The following is a 19,298-nucleotide window of genomic DNA, read 5'->3' as shown; positions in this document are numbered from 1 at the left end:
CGTGTCTGCTCGTCAGTTCGTCGCTTCGGCGAGCGGGCGCGTGTCTGCCTGCGCCGCTTGCGCGGCCGCGCGGTGTTGCGACGCGTCGTGGTAGTCGAGGTACTTGCGCTGCGTCGCGATGTGATCGGCGATGTGCTTCGCGTCGTGCCACACGCCCCAGATGAAGCTGGAACCGCGCCGCGACAGCCACGGCAGCCCGAGGAAATAGATGCCGGGCTCCTTCGACACGCCGCGCTGGTGCTGCGGCTTGCCGTTCGCCGCGAACGCGTCGACGTTCAGCCAGCCGTAGTCGACCGCATAGCCGGTCGCCCAGACGATCGACGTGACGCCGGTGCCGGCGAGGTCGAGCGAAAGGATCGGATGCGCGACGCATTCCGGGTCCGGCAGGATGCGGCGCGCGTCCGGCTCTTCCGGCAGGTCGAGGCCGTTGCGCACCGCATACGCGTCGGCCGCGTCGAGCAGCGACAGGTAGTTCTCGTCGCCGCGCGCAAGATTGAGCGCGAGGTCGCGTTCGAACACGGCCACGCCGCCGTCGAACGACTTCGTCAGCCCGACCAGCGTCACGCCCTGGTTCGCGAGCGCGCGGAAATCGACCGTATGGCCGCCGCGTGCGCCGCTCACCGCGATCGTCACGTGTTCGCGGCCGGGCGTCGCGACTTCCTTGTCCCATTCGCCGAGCACGCCGAGCCACCAGCAGAAATCGCGGCCGCGATACGCGCGCGGCGGACGATCGTGCGGCCCGACCGACAGATAGACCTGCCGGCCCGCGCGTTGCAGTTCGTCGGCGATCTGCACGCCCGACGAACCCGCGCCGACCACCAGCACTGCGCCCTCCGGGAGCTGGCCCGGGTTGCGATAGTCAGCGGAATGGATCTGCACGAGACGTGCGTCATCCGGCGCGATCGGCGGAATTACCGGACGCTGGAACGGCCCCGTCGCGACCACCACGCGATTCGCTTCGATCGTGCCGTCGGACGTGTCGACGACGAAGCCCGGCTTGCCTGCGTTGCGCACGACGTTCTTCACTTCGACGCCGGTGCGGATCGGTGCGTTGAATTTCCGCGCATACGCTTCGAAGTAGTCCGCGACCTGGTCTTTCGATGCGAACGCATCGGGATCGAGGCCGTCGAATTCGAGCCCCGGGAAGCGGTCGTGCCACGCGGGGCCGTTCGCGACCAGCGAATCCCAGCGCCCGGTGCGCCAGCGTTCGGCGATGCGGCTGCGCTCGAGCACGAGATGGGGCACGCCCAGCTTGCCCAGGTGCTCGCTCATGGCCACGCCGGCCTGCCCGGCGCCGACGACGAGCGTATCGATTGAGGTTGTTTCGACTGCCACGGCTGTCTCCTTCTGAAGTGCGGCTCGATGCGACGTTCTTGCTGTCGCACGAGTTGGAATGGAGACATTCTGCTGACACACCGCCGGAGGCGAAATGATGATTTTTGTTGGTGTTGACGAGCAAAAAGCTGGGTGTGGCGCGGGCAGTGAGCGGCGCAGGACGACGCGCCCGTACTGCACCGGCGCCCGCCCGGATGGCGGGCGCCGGCTTCAACGGGTCGCGCCGGCTACGCGTTGGTCCATGGACCGGTGCCCTTCTGATACTGGATCACGCCGCCGTTGATCCGCACCCGCAGGTTGCCGTCCGGCACCTGCACCCAGTTTTGCATGTCGAGGCTCAGCATCAGCGCGGCGAAGAAATCCTGCAGCTGTTGCTGCTGGCTGGCCTGCCAGAGATCGATGCGCCCGAGGCAGGTACGCAAGTCGCCGCTCTGCTGCATGATCGTCTCGACCTGCCCGGCCACGTTCGCCGACGGATCGTAAACTGACCTGCGGCGGGATTTTGTAGCCAATCAGGCAGTGAGTCTCGCGTCGATATTATCGGAATCCAGCCAGGCTCGACGGACCGTGGCGGGAGGTTGATAGCGGTGCGCGCTATGGGGCCGGCGCTCGTTGTAGAACTGCCGCCAGCGTTCAATGAGCACCTTGGCTTCGGCGCGGCTGCGGAACCATTCCCGGTTCAACAATTCGTCACGCAACTTGCCGTTGAAGCTCTCGACGAACCCGTTTTGCCACGGACTGCCGGGCGTGATGAAGGCCGGACCGATGGCAGCATCCCGCAGCCAGCGCATGACCTTGGCAGCGGTAAATTCGGCGCCGTTGTCAGACCGAATGAACGCGGGCTTGCCGTACAGCCGCATCAGTCGCGACAGCGTCAGGATGACATCCTGCGACCGCAAGCTGGCGCCGACTTCGATCGCCAGGCACTCGCGGGTGTATTCATCGATCACGCAAAGCATCTTCAACGCCCGCCCATCGACCAGTTGATCGTGCACGAAGTCGTAGCTCCAGACCGAATTCGGCTGTGTCGCACCGGGCAAGCGAATGTCGTTGCCACAACGACGCCGGCGAGGACGCCGCCGTGGAATGTTGACCCGCAAGGCTTGCCACATTCGCCGCACGCGCGATTCGCCCAGCGCCAGCCAAGCCGACATCCGCCGGTAGCCGAAGCGCGGCACTTCCTGCGCGGCCGCCATCAGCCGCTCGCCCAGGCTCCGATCCTTCTCCGGTTGCTTGAGCGTATAGGTGGCCACCCGGCGACTCAGCCCCAGATAACAACATGCCTTGCGTTGCGAGAGACCCCGCCGAGTCAGGACTTCCAGCGCTTCGCGCCGGCCCGTTGGGGTACTCATTTTTTTCGGCTGAATTCCTTCAGACCGTCGATCACCAGCATCTGCTCGGCGATCAGGCGCTTGAGCCGATCGTTCTCTGATTCCAGATCCTTGAGCCGGCGGGCGTCGGCCACATCCATGCCGCCGAACTTGTTGCGCCAACAATAGAACGTCTGTTCCGAGATGTTGTGGCGCTTGCACAGATCCTTCACCGGTTCGTCCCGGCTTTCGGCCTCGCGCAAGATCCGGATGATTTGCTCGTCGGTAAATCGCTTCTTCATCGAGTTCTCCTTGCCTCTAGGATAAAAGAGAACTCACTTGCCAAATGGCTACAAGAAACGTCCCAGGTCAATCCCAACCCTTGATCTGCGACGCGATCTTCTCGATGCGTGCGAGGTCGGTGTTGGAGGCGTCGTTCGCAGCGGATGCATCACCGAGGTTCCGTACCAGTTCCTGCAATTGCTCGATCAACGTCTGCAACGCCGTGCGTTCGAGCATCTTGCCTTCGGCACGCCCCTGCTGCTGCGCGGTCACATAGACGCCCTTCGCGGCGCGAATGACGGCCTGGGCATCGGTTCTGGCCTCCAGACCGTCACCGCGAGGCGCCCCTTTGCCGTCATCGCGAGGCTCCGTCAGGTAGCCCAGGTTCAGCTGGGTATAGGTGTGCTCGCTGGCAAGCTGACTGCTGATCTGGCCGGGCGTATCGTCGAAACGCAACTGGTTATAGCGATCCGCCTTGACTTCCTTGGTCTTGATGCCGGAAAGATATCGATTGCCCGGAAGCGCGCCCGTATGACTGAACTTGGTCGGCATGTTGGGACCACCGTGCAGCACTCCCGTAACGACCATCTTGTCGGGATCACCATGCAGGTGGTCGATCAGCACCTCCATCCCGGCGCGCGGCAGCATGTCCATGCCATAGTTCGGGCCTGCCCAGGGGCTGACCCATCTCACCCACGCGCTGTCACGCTCGGTTCCGCTGGTGCCGGCACCCTGCGCATGGGTATGGTCGTCAGCGCGCAAACCGAGAATCTGTACCTTGACGCGGCCCAATTCGTCGCAGTGCACTTCCTCGCCATCCTGGCCAACCACCTTCGCGGTAAACGGATGCACCGGCGGCAAATCGACGCGCGGATCGTAGGAAGGTGTCAGTGGCACGCCACGGCGCACGCAAATGAAAGTGTTTTCGTAGCGGACCCCGACACCTTCTTCGGCCGGCAACGCTTCGAAGCTCCAGCGACTCGCCGCAAACAACGCCTGAGCACGCTCGTCGAGCGCCTTCGAAAAATTGTTGGTGGCCCGGTGGTGAAGACTGGTAACGACGAATTGCCGCTGCTCTTCAGGTCGGGTATCCACCTCCGGATGCCCGAGCAACGTGAACCAAAAACCCGGCGAGACATCCCGGACATCGCTCGACGCATACACGCACTCGGCGCGACGCTCGTGGGCCAGAATGCGGGCCTTCGCCAAGCGTTCTTGATCGGCGTCCGAATCACCTGCATGCGGGACGTCGATGACAGAATCGGCCAGCAACTTCGCGAGATCGTTGCCGGTCTCGCCCTGATCGACGATCGTCTCCTGCTCGGATTGGGCCATCCTGCCGGTCTTGTAATCCCAACTGGAGCGCCGCACGCTTCCGGGCGTCAGCGCACGGGCGGTGGACCAGAGCGTGACCGAATCGCGCTCCCTCGATTGCGCACCGCGATGGTACGACACGCGCCCCGCTGCCGCCTGAGGCAACTTCGTCGGATCATCGCAGAACACAAGCGTATGGACTGGCGTATCGGTCGACGTGCCGTCATGCTTGCCGGCCCGGGCGTACCAGAAAATGCCGTCGCGCCGGCACAGCCGGCGAATGAAGGCCGCATCCGACTCGTCCGCCTGGCGCGTCTGCTCGCGCTTTGGATACTGGTTGCGATCGAGCACGAGTTCGAAATCGAAAGCCTGCGCCAACGCGGAGCTGCGTTGCTGCCATTCGTGCAGCAGTGTCTCCAGAATGTCCGGGACATTCATTGAACGAAACGTTCTGCTGTTGACACGTTGCTCGAGGATACTCAGCGCATCTCGCAACGTCAGTTGGACGCACGTGAGAGAGCCGTCCGATTGGCCGGCCCGTACGTCGGTGATGATCCCGTTGATCGGATACGGCTCACCTCGGTCCGTTACCAGTTGCACCGAAAGCGGCAGCCCCAGGAAAGCAGGCAGCGGAAGGTCCGGGCGCGAAGACAGACAGGTCAAGTGCCCTTCGATCCCGGTACAAATGCCTTCCGTCAAATCCACGTTCTGCGGTACCAGGACATGCGCCAGCGCCTCCTGATGGCGGCCCCAATCAAACCGGATCGCACGATTGTTCTGATCGAGCGCGCTAACGAAGGCGCGCAGCATTTCGGTCACGTTCCCTTGTCGATGGGCATTCGGCGACGACGCTCTCAGACCGCCACGTCACCTGCGCGCTTAATTGTTTAGGCGTCGATTTCAAATGCAACGTTCACACAAAAACAATCGCATTATGGTAATCCCGCACGATCGCAAGAAAGAAGGCGCGATGAATACACATAAGATCTCGCCCACCCATTTGACCCCTTCAAAAAAATTCATTAACAGATTGATTTTATTGATGTTTTAGATATTTCAGATACCCAACCGAAAACGTTTAGGCGTCCGACTGCTCTTTAACCCGGCCATTGCCCGACAATTCTTGACGGTTCGCGAACCGCCAAACTGATAGCATGCGCGTCGCCTCGCAATATGCGATGCGCAGCATGCGTTCCGGAACCCGAGCGGACCATCCGATCATCCCCTTTTTTACGTCGCGCAGCCGCCCACACCGCTGCGCACCGCCCGTTTCCCCGCAACACCCCGGCGTCGCCCCACCCGACCCGTTGCAGCAACCGTTGGAGTGGCGCATCGCGCGCCTGCAAGCATGAAGAAACTGAATCACCCCGTCCCCCCTTCGCGCAACAAAGACCGCACGCCGCTGGTGCGCGCGGGCGCGCTGCTGCTGATGGCCGGCCTGCTGTACCTGCTGTGGCCGTCCGCCGAAACCGCGTACCTCGCGATGGAATCGGTGTTGCGCTGACGCGCATGGCCGTCCCCGCGCTGCGCTATACTTTCGCGATGGAAACCAAACCTGCCCTGTCGAACCTGCATTGCTGGTGGCGCGCCTGACCCAGGCGGCCCGTTTCCTTTTGCATGTCCCAAACGTGATGCCGCCAGCCATGGCGGCATTTGCGTTTCTGCGCCGACATCATGGCTGGCGGCTTCGACAACCCGGAGCCAACGACCATCATGACCCACCCGAACCGACCGACCATCCTCACCGGCGACCGCACGACCGGCCCGCTGCACCTCGGCCACTACATCGGCTCGCTGCGCGCACGCGTGCAGATGCAGCATGAAGCACGGCAATTCCTGCTGCTCGCCGATATGCAGGCGCTGACCGACAACATGGGCCGCCGCCAGCGCGTCACCGAGAACGTGATCGAGGTCGCGCTCGACTATCTCGCCGTCGGCATCGATCCGGCGATCTCGACGATCGTCGTGCAGTCGCAGGTGCCCGTGCTCGCCGAGCTGTCGCAATACCTGCTCAATCTCGTCACGGTCGCGCGCCTCGAACGCAATCCGACCATCAAGGAAGAGATCCGCCTGCGCGGCTTCGAGCGCGACATCCCGGCCGGCTTCCTGACCTACCCGGTGAGCCAGGCGGCCGACATCACTGCGTTCAAGGCGACGCACGTACCCGTCGGCGACGATCAGTTGCCGATGATCGAGCAGACCAACGAACTCGTGCGCCGCTTCAACGCGACCGTCGACCAGCCGGTGCTGGTCGAATGCGAGGCCGTGCTGTCGTCGGTCACGCGGCTGCCGGGCATCGACGGCAAGGCGAAGATGAGCAAGTCGCTCGGCAATGCAATCACGCTCGGCGCGACGCCGGACGAAATCGCGCAGGCCGTGAGGGACATGTATACAGATCCGAACCACCTGCGCGTGAGCGACCCCGGCCAGGTCGAGGGCAACGTCGTGTTCACGTTCCTCGATGCGTTCGAGCCGGATGTGCAGAAGGTCGATGAGCTGAAGGCGCACTATCGGCGCGGCGGGCTCGGCGACAGCGTCGTCAAGCGCGTGCTGAACGAACGGCTGCAGGCGCTGATCGAGCCGATCCGTGCGCGCCGCCGAGAGTTCGAGGCCGACAAGGGCGAGGTGATGGCGATCCTGAAGCGCGGCACGATGCACGCGCGGGAAGTGGCGGGAGCGACGCTCGCGGATGTGAAGGGGGCGCTGGGGCTCACGTATTTCGATTGAGCGGCGCAGGCGGCAAACGCGGCCCGACGATGCGCGGCGGAAATTCGAAGCGGCTTGTCAGGCCCCGAACGGCACAAAAGCATACCGCAGACGGTCAGTCACCAATCGGCGCCGTCATGCCCGCTCGTGCTCCGACGGAGCAGCGTGACACACTGCCTCGATCCGGTTGCCGGCAGGGTCGACCAGAAAGGCCGCGTAGTAGTCGCCATGGTAATGCGGCCTCAATCCCGGCTCGCCGTCGGACTGGCCGCCCGCAGACAGGCCTGCCTCGAAAAACGCATGCACCTGCTCGCGGGAAGCGGCCTTGAAACACCAGTGTCGCTTGCTCGTCCCGACTTCAGCGGGATCCAGATAAACCGCCAGAAAGGTCGATGCGGTGTCGTTGGCATTGCAACGTTCGCCATAACCGAGTGCGGTGCCCCGGTCATAGACCTTGCATGCACCGAGCGCGGCCATGACGGCATCGTAAAAGGGGCGTGCCTGCCCGATATCCGGAACGCCGATGGACACGTGATCGAGAAGTTGCATGGTGTTTGCTCCGTTGAACGAGCATGAGTCTACACAAACATGCCCGACTTGACGTCCTCGCCTCCCTAAAGGGAGGTGATTCCCACACCTGGCGATGCACGTCCGCATCGGAGAATGTTCAATGCAGCGTTGATATCGCGATCATGCTCGGCACCACAGTTGCTGCACTTCCACTCCCTTATTCTCAGTCCCGCGATACCTTTCGGCCGCGTCGTGCTGTCTGTCGACCCGCACGCCGAACAGGACTGGGTGGAACCGCTTTCGTCCACTTCCTCGAACGTGGCCCCGTGCGCCATCGCCTTGTAACGGAGCCTATTTCGGAAGGACGACCAGGACGCGTCGTAGACGCTTTTCGCCATCCTGGTTCTGGCGAGCTTGGCGGCCGACACGTTGCCGACCGCGATGTAGTCGAAGCGCCGCACCAGATCGAGTGCGAGCTTGTGCTGGGAATCGGCGCGGGCATTCGCCACCTCGGCGTGCAGCTTCGCGATATGCCGCTTGTGCTTGCGTGCCCGCTGCGCCTTCGCCAGCTTCTCAGCCGCACGTCGACCGAACCGGCCGTTGAGCAGCTTCTCGCCGGTCGAAAGTGTGGCGAAGTCTTTCAGGCAGAGATCGATGCCGACACCAGAGCGGATCGGGCGCGCCTGAACATCGGGTATCTCGATCACGATATTCAGGAACCAGTTGCCGCGCGCATCCTGCGCGAAGTTGGTGCCGTCCTTGATCTTGCCGTCGGGCAGCGGGCGACTGCTGAACACGCGGAAGGTGTGGCCGGCGAAGCGGAATGCGTCGCCCTCGCGCTTCAGGTCGCGGCCCTTCAGCGGCACCCAGCCCAGCGATTGCCCGCCGCGATAGCGCAGGTACGGGCGACGGTGCTGGCTGCGCGACTTCGCGTATTGCTCGCACGTTGCATTGACCGTGCCGGATTGGATGCCGAGTTCCTTGCTGCTGCCGGTCGTCAGTACGTTCAGGTCGAAACCCGACGGCCACTTCTTGCCCCACTTGAGCGCGTGCTTCTGCGTGTCGTTGCAGAAGTTCCACACGTAGTTCACTGCTCGGCTTTGCTTGTTCAGCAGGCCGCTCAACGATTTCACTCGGTAGCGATAGACAAGGATCATGCCGGTCATTTTAACGTTGGAATGCCGCTGTCAAACAGCGGCGCTCCTTTCCTCCCCGCCCTGAAGGACGGGGTTTCTCGGAGCATCTGATGAACCGCCCGACCCTCCTCGTCGTCAACTGCACGATCGTCCCGCTGTATCTCGGCCACGACATCGGCTCGCCGCGCGCACCCGTGCAGATGCGAGCACGAAGCGCGCTGTCGGATAGCCAACTCCCGCTTCCGGGATGAACTCCAGCCCGAATCACTTCCGGCGACACTTGGAAACCTTTCGATTCGAGTCATCCGTCGCTACAGAATCGGGCCATCGCAAACCGCGTGCACCGCGTCACCATGAAATTGACCCGTAATGGCGGCTTCGCTAACGTGGCCCGCCAATAACAACGCCGGCGAAGGAGACATGCGGGGCATCGCGACCTGCTGGTGCGGGCCGATTGCGGGTGGCGCATCCGGAGCCGCTTGCAGGAGCGCAGCCGGATGCACAACGCACCGCCGGTCGCAGCGCTCTGAGCAGGCCCGCGCAACGCGCTACTTCATCTGCATCAGTTGAATGAGGTTGCCGCACGTATCGTCGATCACCGCGACGCGCACGGGCCCCGCGTCCATCGGCTCCAGCGTGAACCGCACGCCGTGCGCCGTGAGCCGCGCGAATTCGCCATCGAGATCGTCGACCTGAAACGACGCCGCCGGAATGCCGTCCTCGTACAGCGCCTGTTTGTAAGGCCCCGCCGCACGATGGCTGCTCGGCTCGAGCAGCAGCTCGGTGCCGTCCGGCTGGTCCTTCGACACCACGGTCAGCCAGCGGTAGTCGCCCACCGGGATGTTGTTCTTCAGCCTGAAGCCGAGCTTGTCGGTATAGAACGTCAACGCCTTGTCCTGATCGTCGACAAAAATACTCGTCACGTAGATTCGCATGTCAGTCTCTCCTGAAGCGGCCGCCGGCAATCGCCGTTCGCCCGGTCACGCCGCATCGGCGATAACAGGCAACGCCCCTGCCGCTATGCTTCGTCGAAATCGATGACAAACGCATAACCGCCGTCGATCAGCTGGCGCAGGTAGCCGTCGAAGTCGTCGGCGATCACCGCGTAGCTGTCGGGATCGTGCAGGAAGCGCACGACCTGCCCCACCTTGCCGCCGGGCGCCGGATCGAAGTCGATGTAGAGCTGCGACGTGCCGCCGTTGTTCATGCAATGCGAGAAACACAGGCGTCGGCTCATCGGCAATGCGATGTCGATGCGCGGATCGACGAGTTCGCCGTCGTCGTTCGCGTCGTCGCCGTAGATGTCCGCGATGCTGTCGCGGTACTTCGCGGCTTCGTCGAGCATCTGCTCGGCCGACAGCAGGTAGTACGGATATTCGTAGACGTCGGAGCCCAGCACCAGCACGTTGATCGTCGTGCCGCCGTAGTCGCGCCAGTACGTGCCGTCGAGTTTGCCGAGCAGTTCGAGCAGGCTGGCCGGGCATTGCGGATACGCGGCGCGCAGCGCGTCGAGTTGCGCGGGCATCGCGCCGGTGGCGGCGGCGAGCGCCGCATTGTCGGCGTCGGGCAGCGCGGCGCGCAGGCCGGCCAGATAGGTGTCGACGAGGGTCATCGCGTCAGGTCCGGGTTCGGGAAACGGGCAAGCGCCATTCTAGCGCCCGCCGCAGCCCGCTTTGCCGACCGGATAACCGACGCGTTGCGCGCCCGCTTACGTGATCTGGTACGTCGACGCCGGCTCGAATTCCTCCGGCATCGCGCGATCGCCCAGTTCGAGCACCGACCGCTCGATCGTGCGCGTCATCGCATCGAGCGCGAGCGCATTCGGCGCGAGGCCGAACGGCTCGGCAACCTCGTTCGCGATCGCTTCGAGTGCGATCAGCGTGTACGAGATGAACACGCAGATCAGCGGCGTAAAGAATTCCGTCGAATCGACGAGGCCGAACGGCAGCAGCACGCAGTACGCATACACGGTGCGGTGCAGCAGCACGCTGTACGAGAACGGGATCGGCGTCGACAGGATGCGCTCGCAACCACCCACCGACTTGCCCAGTTCGTCGAGCTGCGTCTCGAACATCCAGCACGTCGCGTCGCTGCCGGGCGCGCGGCCCAGCGCGCGGACGATGCCGCCGCGCAGCTCGTCGAGGATCGCGACCGGCTTGAAGCATTTGCGTGCGAGCGCGCCGGCGCGCTCCGCGCCGAGGATGCGCTGCAGGTCTTCGGTCGGATCGGTATGGCGCAGCTGATGCTTCAGCGCATACGTGAACGCGATCAGCAGATCGGCGAGCCGGTTGCGCTCGGCATCCCCGACGCTGTCGGGCAGGTAGCGATGAAGCTGCGACGTCACGGCGCGCGCCGTGATCAGCAGGTTGCCCCACAGATGCCGCGCCTCCTTGAACCGCTCGAAGCTCGCGTTGTTGCGAAACGCGAGGAAGATCGCGAGCGCGAGCCCGAACAGCGTGAACGGCGCGGTGTTGAGCGGAATCTTCTCGCCGAAGATGCGCCCGTTCGTGAAGACCGCCAGCGTGCTGACGATCGCCATGAACACCAGTTGCGGAATGATCGATTGCAGCACGGAGCCGTTCCATACGAACAGCATCCTGAGCCAGTTTTGTCGTGGTCTGACGATCATGGTTGTTTCTCGCCTGACAAAGGAATACGCAACACGCAACGCGCGCACCCGATGCGCAACGGCCCGCGCGTGGCGGGCCGCTTTCGGGCAGGGGCCGTGCCGCGCGTGATGATACGCCCGCGCACGCCGCGCCCCGTCACATCGCGCGCCGCTCAGTGATAGCCGATGTCGCCCTCGCGCACCTTGCCGCGGAACACGCGGTACTGCATCGCGTTGTACACGAGGATGATCGGCAGCACGATCACGGTGCCGACGAGCGCGAACAGCTGGCTCGAATGGCTCGACGACGCGTCCCAGATCGTCAGTGACGGCGGCACGATGTTCGGCCAGATGCTGATCACGAGCCCCGTGTAGCCGAGGAACACGAGCGCGAGCGTCAGCAGGAACGGCGTGGCCTCGTGCTGGCGCTTCACGGTGTGGAAGATGCCCCACACGCACGCGACGACGAGGACCGGCACCGGCAGGAACCAGCCGAGGTTGCCGCTGCCGAACCAGCGGTACGCGACGGCCGGCAGCCCGATCACGGTCCACAGGCTGACGACGGCCATCACGGCGAGCAGCACGCCCGCGAGCGGCTTCATCAGCAGCCGCATCTTGCGCTGCAGTTCGCCGTCGACCTTCAGGATCAGCCAGCCGCAGCCGAGCGTCGCATACGTGACGAGCACGCCGATCCCGCAGAGCAGGCTGAACGGCGACAGCCAGTCGAACGGCCCGCCCGCGAACTGGTTGTTCTCGATCTTGATGCCCTGCAGCAGCGAACCGAGCACGATCCCCTGGCAGAACGCCGCGAGCGCGGAGCCGCCGATGAACGCGAGATCCCACATGTGCTGCGTGCGGGTCGCCTTCGCGCGCAGTTCGAACGCCGCGCCGCGGAAGATCAGCCCGACCAGCATCAGCACCAGCGGCAGATAATTCGCGGGCAGCAGCGTCGAATACACGACCGGGAACGCGCCATAGAGCCCCGCGCCGCCGAGCACCAGGAACGTCTCGTTGCCGTCCCACACCGGCGCGACGGTGTCGAGCATCACTTGTCGCTCGGCTTTCGCATCGAAGAACGGGAACAGCAGGCCGATGCCGAGATCGAAACCGTCCAGCATCACGTAGATGAACACGCCAAGGCCGATGATCGCGGCCCAGATGACAGGAAGATCGATTTGCATGGTTACTCCGCCTCGGTGGTATCCAGCGACGTGGCCAGCGCGCGGTTGCGCAGGCCCGGATGCCGGTGGAGCTCGATGTACCCGGCCTGTGCAGCCGGCCCGCGCTTCATCAGTTTCATCATGTAGTAGATACCCGTTCCGAATACCAGGAAATACACGACCACGAAGATCAGCAGCGACACGCCGACCTGCTGCGCGCTGAGCGGCGCAACGGAATCGACGGTGCGCAGCACGCCGTATACGGTCCACGGCTGCCGCCCGACCTCGGTCGTGATCCAGCCGGCCAGCAGCGCGACGATGCCCGACGGCCCCATGCCCACCACGAACCACTGGAACCAGCGCGTTTCATACAGGCGCCCGCCCTTTCTCAGCAGCAGCCCGAGCAGCGCGGTCAGCAGCATCAGCATCCCGAGGCCGGCCATGATCCGGAACGTCCAGAACACGATCGGCGAATACGGGCGGTCCTGCGGCGGGAATTCCTTCAGCCCGCGGATTTCGCCGCTCCAGCTGTGCGTGAGGATCAGGCTGCCGAGATGCGGCACCTGGATCGCATAGCGCGTGGTTTCGGCCTGCATGTCGGGCAGCCCGACGAGGTTCAGCGCGGTGCCGCCCTTCTCGGTTTCCCACAGCCCCTCGATCGCCGCGATCTTCGCCGGCTGGTATTCGCGCGTGTTCAGCCCGTGCGCGTCGCCGACGACGATCTGGATCGGCGCGAGCAGCAGCAGCATCCACAGCGCCATCGAGAAGCTGCGCTTCACCGGCTCGTCGCGGCGCCCCTTCAGCAGGTGCCACGCACCGCACGCGGCGACGATGAAGCCCGCGACGATGAATGCCGCGATCGTCATGTGCACGAGGCGATACGGGAACGACGGATTGAAGATGATCTTGAACCAGTCGACCGGCACGACGAGGCCGTTCTCGATCCTGTAGCCCTGCGGCGTCTGCATGAAGCTGTTCGATGCAAGAATCCAGAACGTCGAGATCAGCGTGCCGACCGCGACCATCAGCGTCGCGAAGAAGTGCGCGCGAGGGCTCACGCGCTGCCAGCCGAACAGCATCACGCCGAGGAAGCCGGCTTCGAGGAAGAACGCCGTCAGCACTTCATACGTGAGCAGCGGCCCCGTAATGTTGCCGGCGACGCGCGAGAAGCCGGCCCAGTTCGTGCCGAACTCGTACGCCATCACGACGCCGGAGACCACCCCCATCCCGAAGCCGATCGCGAAGATCTTCGACCAGAACTGGAACATGGATTTGTAGGCGGCATCGCCGGTGACGAGATAACGCCATTCCAGCACCGCCAGGAAGCTCGCCATGCCGATGCTGATCGCGGGAAACACGATGTGGAACGACACCGTGAACGCGAATTGCAATCGTGCGAGATGGAACGCATCGAAGATTTCCATGACCGTAATTTGCTCGTGATTGTGAGAACGTCCGCCCGAAGCAGGAAATCGCGCGACGGCTTGGCGACAACACATGCGACCACAAACGATCATTCGCATGGCGTCGAAGCGTGAATGACGATATCGCGTTTGCCACGATACTCGCAATCACTCGAACGTGCGCTGAAACTGTGATGGTTCCGTCGGCGAGGATGTGTGCACGGAAAACACATTTCGCGCCTGCGGCGTGGTCAGCTGTACTGCTTTCCGCGTTGCGACGCTGTGCCTGCGGCGCGCTGTTCACCGCCCTTACCATGTGAAGCAACGCCTGCCCGCAGCGATGGCGCGCCCCTCGGCGCCCGCCCGGCAGCATCCGATCCCGTCGCCCGGCGTACGCGCCGGGCCCGGCCGGCACACCGGCCGATCCGCCTGGAGAAAAACGCATGGAGTCCTGCACCCGCCGCGACGATCCGACCGGCAGCACCGCGTGTCACGTGACGCGTCATCGTGCCGGCGAAACGCGCGATTCCGTCGATCGCGTCGTCGACGAAACGCCGGTTGCACTCGTGTTCAACGGCATCTCGCACACGGTCATGATGGCGACGCCGATCGACCTCGACGCGTTCGGGCTCGGCTTCGCGCTGAGCGAAGGCATCGTCGAACGCGCATCCGACGTGTTCGACATCGAGAGCGAATGCCGGCCCGGCAGCGCCGAAGTGCGGCTCACCGTGTCGCAGCAGGCGTTCATGGCGCTGAAGGCGCACCGCCGTGCGCTGGCCGGCCGCACGGGCTGCGGCGTATGCGGAATCGAAAGCATCGCGCAGCTCGACCTGCATCCGCCGCGCATCGACGCCGCCGGCGCGGCCGCCGGCATCGGCGCCGACGCGATCGCGCGCGCCGCGCGCGCGTTGCCGCCCCGCCAGACGCTGATGTGCGAGACGGGCGGCATCCACGCGGCCGCATGGTGCGACCGCGATGGCGCCGTGCTCGACATGTTCGAGGACGTCGGCCGCCACAACGCGCTCGACAAGCTGATCGGTAGGCTCGCGCGGCGCCGCGCCGACCTGCACGCGGGTTTCGCGTTCCTGTCGAGCCGCGCGAGCTACGAACTGGTGCGCAAGGCCGCACGGGTCGGCATTCCGATGATCGCGACGATCTCCGCACCGACGTCGCTGGCGATCGACGTCGCCCGCGAAGCCGGCGTGCGGCTGCTCGGCTTCTGCCGCAACGACGGCTTCGTCGAATACGTGTCGCCCAACGCCGCTCGTCCCGACCAACCGGCGCTTTCGCAAGCGCAACCGGCTCTCTCGTCATGAAACAACTGATCGATTTCGACACCGCGCAGCAGCATTTCGCCAGCGCATTCGCGCCGCTGGACGCGGTCGTTTCCATGCCCGTCGCGGACGCGGCCGGCCACGTGCTGGCCGCACCGCTAACCGCCGTGCTCGACCAGCCGCCGGCCGACCAGAGCGCGATGGACGGCTACGCCGTGCGTCACGCGGATCTCGCGCACGGCGAGCCGCTGCGCGTCGCGCAGCGCTGCTATGCGGGCGACACGCCCGCGCCGCTGGCCGCGCGCACGGCCGCGCGCATCTTCACCGGCAGCCTGATTCCGGCCGGCGCCGACACCGTCGTGATGCAGGAGCATGCGCACGAACAGGACGGCCGGGTCGCATTCGACGCGCCGCAGCGCAGCGGCTCGCACATCCGCTGCCGGGGCGAGGAAGTGCGAGCCGGCGACCTGCTCGTGCCGGCCGGCGTGCGGATGGGCGCGCTGCACGTCGGCGTGGCCGCCGCACAAGGTTTCGCGCGCATCGACGTGCGCCCGGCGCTGCGTGTCGGCATCCTGACGACCGGCGACGAACTCGTCGCGTGCGGCCAGCCGCGTGCGCCGCAGCATATCTACAACAGCAATGCGCCGATGCTCGCCGCACTGGTATCGGGAATCGGTGCCGGCGTTGCAATGAGCCTGCACGCGGCCGACACGGCGCCCGCCGTCGATCGTGCGCTGCGCGACCTGCACGCGTGTTGCGACCTGGTGATCTGCGTCGGCGGCGCGTCGGTCGGCGACAAGGACCTGCTGCGCCCCGCGCTGGCCGCGCTCGGCGCATCGTTCGTCGTCGGTGGCGTGCGCATGAAACCCGGCAAGCCGGTCGCGCTCGCGCGGCTCGACGCACGGCCCGTGGTGCTGCTGCCCGGCAATCCGGGGGCCGCGATGACAGCGTTCGCGCTGTTCGTCGCGCCGCTGGTCCGCTGTCTGCAGGGGCGCGACGCGTGCGTACCGCGCGTGCCGTCGCTGCCGATCGACATGGACTTCGAGCCGGATGCGCAGCGCGAACGTTTCGTGCGCGTGCGCTGCGCCGTCGGCTCCGACGGCTCGGCCGTGCTCGACACGCTGCGCCAGCAAGGCGCAGGCACGTTGCAATCGCTCGTGCAGGCGAGCGGGCTCGCCCGGCTGCCGGCCGGGAAGCATATCGCGCGCGGCGACGCGGTGCCGTACTACGAATTCGCGCACTGGCTCGCATGAGCGCGACGCTTGATAGCCGCCCGATGCCGCGCATTCGCGTCGCATCCCGCGCGACGAACTGTATTCCTGCGATTCGGGCGCGATTGTGTCCCTGCCGGAAAAGTCCGGCGGACTATGCTCACGATGAGGCTCGCCACGACCTGTGCGCCGATACGTCGGCACGCACGCGGCCGATCGGCGACGTCCAACCGCTTACTTCATGCAGGCCGACGAACCGATCGTGAATGCCATCGTTTCCGCCACGCCGGCCGCCGCCGCTTCATCCGGCGGCGCATCGCCCGGCGCCTTTCCCCGCACGACCGACACGCTCGGTCGCCCGCTGCGCGACCTGCGCCTGTCCGTGATCGACCAGTGCAATTTCCGCTGCGGCTACTGCATGCCGCGCGAAAGCTTCGGCGCCGGCTACGAATTCATGCCGTCGTCCGAGCGGCTGTCGTTCGCGCAACTGGAAAAGATCGCACGTGCGTTCATGTCGCTCGGTGTCGAGAAAATCCGCATCACCGGCGGCGAGCCGCTACTGCGCCGCAATCTCGAAGCGTTGATCGAACGGCTCGCCGCACTGACGACCGTCGACGGCAAGCCCGTCGAAATCGCGCTGACGACCAACGGTTCGCTGCTCGCCGCGAAAGCACGCTCGCTGCGCGACGCGGGGCTGTCACGCGTGACCGTGAGCCTCGATGCGCTCGACGACGCGGTGTTCCGCCGGATGAGCGACTCCGACGTGCCCGTGTCGCGCGTGCTGGCCGGCATCGAAGCCGCGCATGCGGCCGGGCTCGCGCCGGTCAAGGTCAACGCGGTAATCGAACGCGGCGCGAACGACGACCAGATCCTGCCGCTCGTGCGTCACTTCCGGCATACCGGCGTGGCCGTGCGCTTCATCGAATACATGGACGTCGGCGGCGCGAGCTTCTGGTCCGGCGACAAGGTCGTGCCGGCCGCGCGCATGCGCGAGCTGATCGACGAGCACTATCCGCTCGTGCTCGTCGGCGAACCGGGGCACGACGCGACCGCAATCCGTTGCGCGCACATCGACGGTGCGGGCGAGGTCGGCTTCATCGCGAGCGTGTCGCATCCGTTCTGCGGCACCTGCTCGCGTGCACGCGTGTCGGCCGACGGCAAGCTTTATACGTGCCTGTTCGCAACCCAGGGCACCGACCTGCGGCCGTGGCTCGACGATGCAGCGCCGGTCGACACGCTCGCCGCCGCCGTGCGCGATCGCTGGACGCGGCGCGACGACCGCTATTCCGAGCGCCGGGCCGCACGGCCGGCCCGCGCGCCGGGCAAGACCTATCCGACCGTGCGCATGTCGCTCGTCGGCGGCTGACGGGCCGCCGCGCGATACAGGACGCACCGCCTACAGGAGAACCGTCATGACGAGCTTCACCGAATCCCGCGCCGGGCTGCCGGACGATCCGTTGCGCGCCGACAGCCATTCCCATTCCGCCGACACGACCGACCCGCACACCGCGCCGCCCCCGTCAATTTCTGCCGGCTTCGAAGTACGCGTGCAGTATTCGGCGATCGACGCGGGCGGCGAGCTCGCGCCGATCGTTCGCAATCCGAATGTCGGCGCGGTCGTGAATTTCCTCGGTGTCGTGCGCAACGAAGGCGACGTCGACGATGTCGTCGCGCTCGAAGTCGAGCACTACCCGACGATGACCGAACAGGCCCTGTGGAGCATCGTCGAGGAAGCCAGCGCGCGCTGGCGGCTCGAAGTGGTCAGGATCGTGCACCGCGTCGGGCGCATTCCGCTCGGCCAGGCGGTCGTGCTGGTCGTGGTGGCTGCCGCGCATCGCGGGTCCGCGTTCGATGCGTGCGAATTCCTGATGGACTTCCTGAAGACCCACGCACCGTTCTGGAAGAAGGAGATCCGGCACGACGGCGAATCGGGCTGGGTCGAGGCGAAGGCACACGACGACCAGGCAATGCGGCGCTGGGGCTGACCGCGCCCGCGTCGCGTTTTCCGATTCGGCCGATTCCACTCAAGACATCGCGATGAAACTGACGATCAAATACTTTGCAAGCATTCGCGAGCAACTCGATACCGACGAGGAAATCGTCGAGATCGATGCGCGCGAACTTACCGTCGATGCGCTGCGCAGTACGCTGGCCGCACGCGACGCACGCAGCGCCGAAGCGCTGCGGATGGACAGGCCGGTGCGGGCTGCCGTGAATCTCGAGATGGTGACGGGCGGCTTCGTCGTGCGGGAAGACAGCGAGGTCGCGTTTTTCCCGCCGGTGACGGGCGGGTGACATGATGAGGGGCCGCAATCCGTCATGACATCGGTTCGAGGTCGGTCGGAAAAATGGAAGCCAACGTTTCGTAAAATCTGGAAACGGAGGCATGGATGAATCGAATTCCAAGAGCGGTCTATACGAAGGAGCTTCGCGACGAAGCGGTCAAGCTGGCGTTGACGGAAGGTGTGGGGGTGTCGGAAGCTTCCCGGCGCTTGTCGATCCCAATCAAGACGCTGGCAAACTGGGTGCGCGCGGCGAAGGCCGGTAAGCTGAATGAGGTCGGCCGACGCCAGAGGCCACTGACGGAAATGGAGGCCGAGCTGGCGCAGGTCAAGCGCGAACTGGCCGAGGTCAGAATGGAGCGCGACCTGCTAAAAAAGTTCGCGACGTACTTCGCGAAGGAGTCGCGGTGAAGTACGGCGTGATCGAACAAATGCGACAGGACTATCCCGTGCCGCCGATGTGCCGCGTGCTGGCCGTATCGGTAAGCGGCTACTATGCGTAGCGCAAGCGCAGGCCATCCGAAAGAACGCAGCAGGAGCCTCGCCTGGAAGCGGAGGTACTTGCGGCACATCAGCGAACCCGGGAAAGCTTCGGGCCCGAGCGCCTGCAGCAACATCTCGAGGAACGTGGCGTGCGAATCGGCGTGCACCGGATCAGGCGGCTGCGCGGAAAACTGGGACTGCGCTGCAAGCAGGAACGCCGGTTCAAGGCCACGACGAATTCGAAGCACGACCTGCCTGTCGCGCCGAATCTGTTGAACCAGGAT

Annotated in this window: 19 protein-coding genes and 1 pseudogene; 9 read left to right on the top strand and 11 right to left on the bottom strand. The window is 65.0% G+C overall.

Translation table 11 applies throughout. The features are described from left to right. Positions 1-12 precede the first annotated feature (12 nt). From DM992_RS37605 to tssI, 4 genes are all read right to left on the bottom strand, one after another. Complete coding sequence (locus DM992_RS37605; protein WP_111021315.1) at positions 13-1,335, bottom strand: NAD(P)/FAD-dependent oxidoreductase; 1,323 nt, start codon at positions 1,333-1,335, stop codon at positions 13-15. Between the two features lie 227 nt (positions 1,336-1,562). Next, positions 1,563-1,775 (bottom strand): hypothetical protein, encoded by a 213-nt coding sequence (locus tag DM992_RS37600; RefSeq protein ID WP_239511487.1) that lies wholly within the window; start codon positions 1,773-1,775, stop codon positions 1,563-1,565. A 72-nt stretch (positions 1,776-1,847) separates the two neighbouring features. Next, positions 1,848-2,947 (bottom strand): IS3 family transposase gene (locus DM992_RS37595; RefSeq protein ID WP_111021314.1). Its coding sequence is split into 2 segments (ribosomal slippage): positions 1,848-2,695 and positions 2,695-2,947, totalling 1,101 coding nucleotides; the frame shifts between segments, so codons are not numbered across the junction. Positions 2,948-3,014: 67 nt separating this feature from the next. Further along, a complete protein-coding gene (tssI, locus tag DM992_RS37590) occupies positions 3,015-5,051 on the bottom strand; it encodes a type VI secretion system tip protein TssI/VgrG (protein WP_239511541.1) in 2,037 nt (678 codons plus the stop codon). Between the two features lie 538 nt (positions 5,052-5,589). Between tssI and DM992_RS42510 the strand changes: the two genes are divergently transcribed. Then, a complete protein-coding gene (locus DM992_RS42510) occupies positions 5,590-5,745 on the top strand; it encodes a hypothetical protein (RefSeq protein WP_204356195.1) in 156 nt (51 codons plus the stop codon). 209 nt (positions 5,746-5,954) lie between these two features. After that, a complete protein-coding gene (gene trpS, locus DM992_RS37585) occupies positions 5,955-6,968 on the top strand; it encodes a tryptophan--tRNA ligase (protein WP_111021646.1) in 1,014 nt (337 codons plus the stop codon). A 114-nt stretch (positions 6,969-7,082) separates the two neighbouring features. Here the strand turns inward: trpS and DM992_RS37580 are convergent, their stop codons facing one another. Further along, a complete protein-coding gene (locus DM992_RS37580; RefSeq protein WP_111021313.1) occupies positions 7,083-7,496 on the bottom strand; it encodes a VOC family protein in 414 nt (137 codons plus the stop codon). A gap of 65 nt (positions 7,497-7,561) precedes the next feature. Further along, on the bottom strand, positions 7,562-8,614 hold the full coding sequence (locus DM992_RS37575) for an RNA-guided endonuclease TnpB family protein (RefSeq protein WP_111021645.1): 1,053 nt from the start codon (positions 8,612-8,614) through the stop codon (positions 7,562-7,564). Positions 8,615-8,703: 89 nt separating this feature from the next. Between DM992_RS37575 and DM992_RS42080 the strand changes: the two genes are divergently transcribed. Then, the gene (locus DM992_RS42080; protein WP_162631832.1) at positions 8,704-8,844 is read left to right on the top strand and encodes a hypothetical protein; all 141 of its coding nucleotides are present in this window, start codon (positions 8,704-8,706) and stop codon (positions 8,842-8,844) included. 297 nt (positions 8,845-9,141) lie between these two features. Here DM992_RS42080 and DM992_RS37570 read toward each other — a convergent pair whose 3' ends face one another. The 5 genes from DM992_RS37570 to DM992_RS37550 all read right to left on the bottom strand — a co-directional run bounded on the left by DM992_RS37570 (position 9,142) and on the right by DM992_RS37550 (position 13,785). Continuing rightward, a complete protein-coding gene (locus DM992_RS37570; protein ID WP_111021312.1) occupies positions 9,142-9,528 on the bottom strand; it encodes a VOC family protein in 387 nt (128 codons plus the stop codon). Between the two features lie 83 nt (positions 9,529-9,611). Next, positions 9,612-10,205 carry an SMI1/KNR4 family protein gene (locus DM992_RS37565; protein ID WP_111021311.1) on the bottom strand — a complete coding sequence of 198 codons (594 nt, stop codon included), beginning with the start codon at positions 10,203-10,205 and terminating at the stop codon, positions 9,612-9,614. Positions 10,206-10,301: 96 nt separating this feature from the next. Further along, a complete protein-coding gene (locus DM992_RS37560; protein WP_111021310.1) occupies positions 10,302-11,222 on the bottom strand; it encodes a bestrophin family protein in 921 nt (306 codons plus the stop codon). Positions 11,223-11,374: 152 nt separating this feature from the next. Then, positions 11,375-12,382 (bottom strand): cytochrome d ubiquinol oxidase subunit II, encoded by a 1,008-nt coding sequence (cydB, locus tag DM992_RS37555; protein WP_111021309.1) that lies wholly within the window; start codon positions 12,380-12,382, stop codon positions 11,375-11,377. A gap of 2 nt (positions 12,383-12,384) precedes the next feature. After that, entirely contained in the window at positions 12,385-13,785 is a 1,401-nt protein-coding gene (locus tag DM992_RS37550; RefSeq protein WP_111021308.1) for a cytochrome ubiquinol oxidase subunit I, read from the bottom strand. A gap of 422 nt (positions 13,786-14,207) precedes the next feature. Between DM992_RS37550 and fdhD the strand changes: the two genes are divergently transcribed. From fdhD to DM992_RS37515, 6 genes and pseudogenes are all read left to right on the top strand, one after another. After that, entirely contained in the window at positions 14,208-15,080 is an 873-nt protein-coding gene (gene fdhD / locus DM992_RS37545; protein ID WP_111021307.1) for a formate dehydrogenase accessory sulfurtransferase FdhD, read from the top strand. After that, positions 15,077-16,291: a gephyrin-like molybdotransferase Glp gene (glp, locus tag DM992_RS37540; protein ID WP_111021306.1), complete on the top strand. Its 1,215-nt coding sequence runs from the start codon at positions 15,077-15,079 to the stop codon at positions 16,289-16,291. The genes fdhD and glp overlap by 4 nt, the downstream gene beginning before the upstream one ends. A 199-nt stretch (positions 16,292-16,490) precedes the next feature. Then, a complete protein-coding gene (gene moaA, locus DM992_RS37530) occupies positions 16,491-17,615 on the top strand; it encodes a GTP 3',8-cyclase MoaA (RefSeq protein WP_111021305.1) in 1,125 nt (374 codons plus the stop codon). A 46-nt stretch (positions 17,616-17,661) separates the two neighbouring features. After that, complete coding sequence (locus DM992_RS37525) at positions 17,662-18,234, top strand: molybdenum cofactor biosynthesis protein MoaE (protein WP_111021304.1); 573 nt, start codon at positions 17,662-17,664, stop codon at positions 18,232-18,234. A gap of 52 nt (positions 18,235-18,286) precedes the next feature. After that, on the top strand, positions 18,287-18,544 hold the full coding sequence (gene moaD, locus DM992_RS37520) for a molybdopterin converting factor subunit 1 (protein WP_047904135.1): 258 nt from the start codon (positions 18,287-18,289) through the stop codon (positions 18,542-18,544). Positions 18,545-18,639: 95 nt separating this feature from the next. Beyond that, positions 18,640-19,298: pseudogene (locus DM992_RS37515) on the top strand (transposase); the annotation flags it as partial.

It is taken from the genome of Burkholderia sp. JP2-270 (genome assembly GCF_003233675.1).
In the GTDB taxonomy this organism is placed as follows: Bacteria; Pseudomonadota; Gammaproteobacteria; order Burkholderiales; family Burkholderiaceae; genus Burkholderia; species Burkholderia pyrrocinia_C.
Note: the sequence above shows the minus strand (reverse complement) of the source record. Positions and strands in the feature narration are given on the sequence as shown.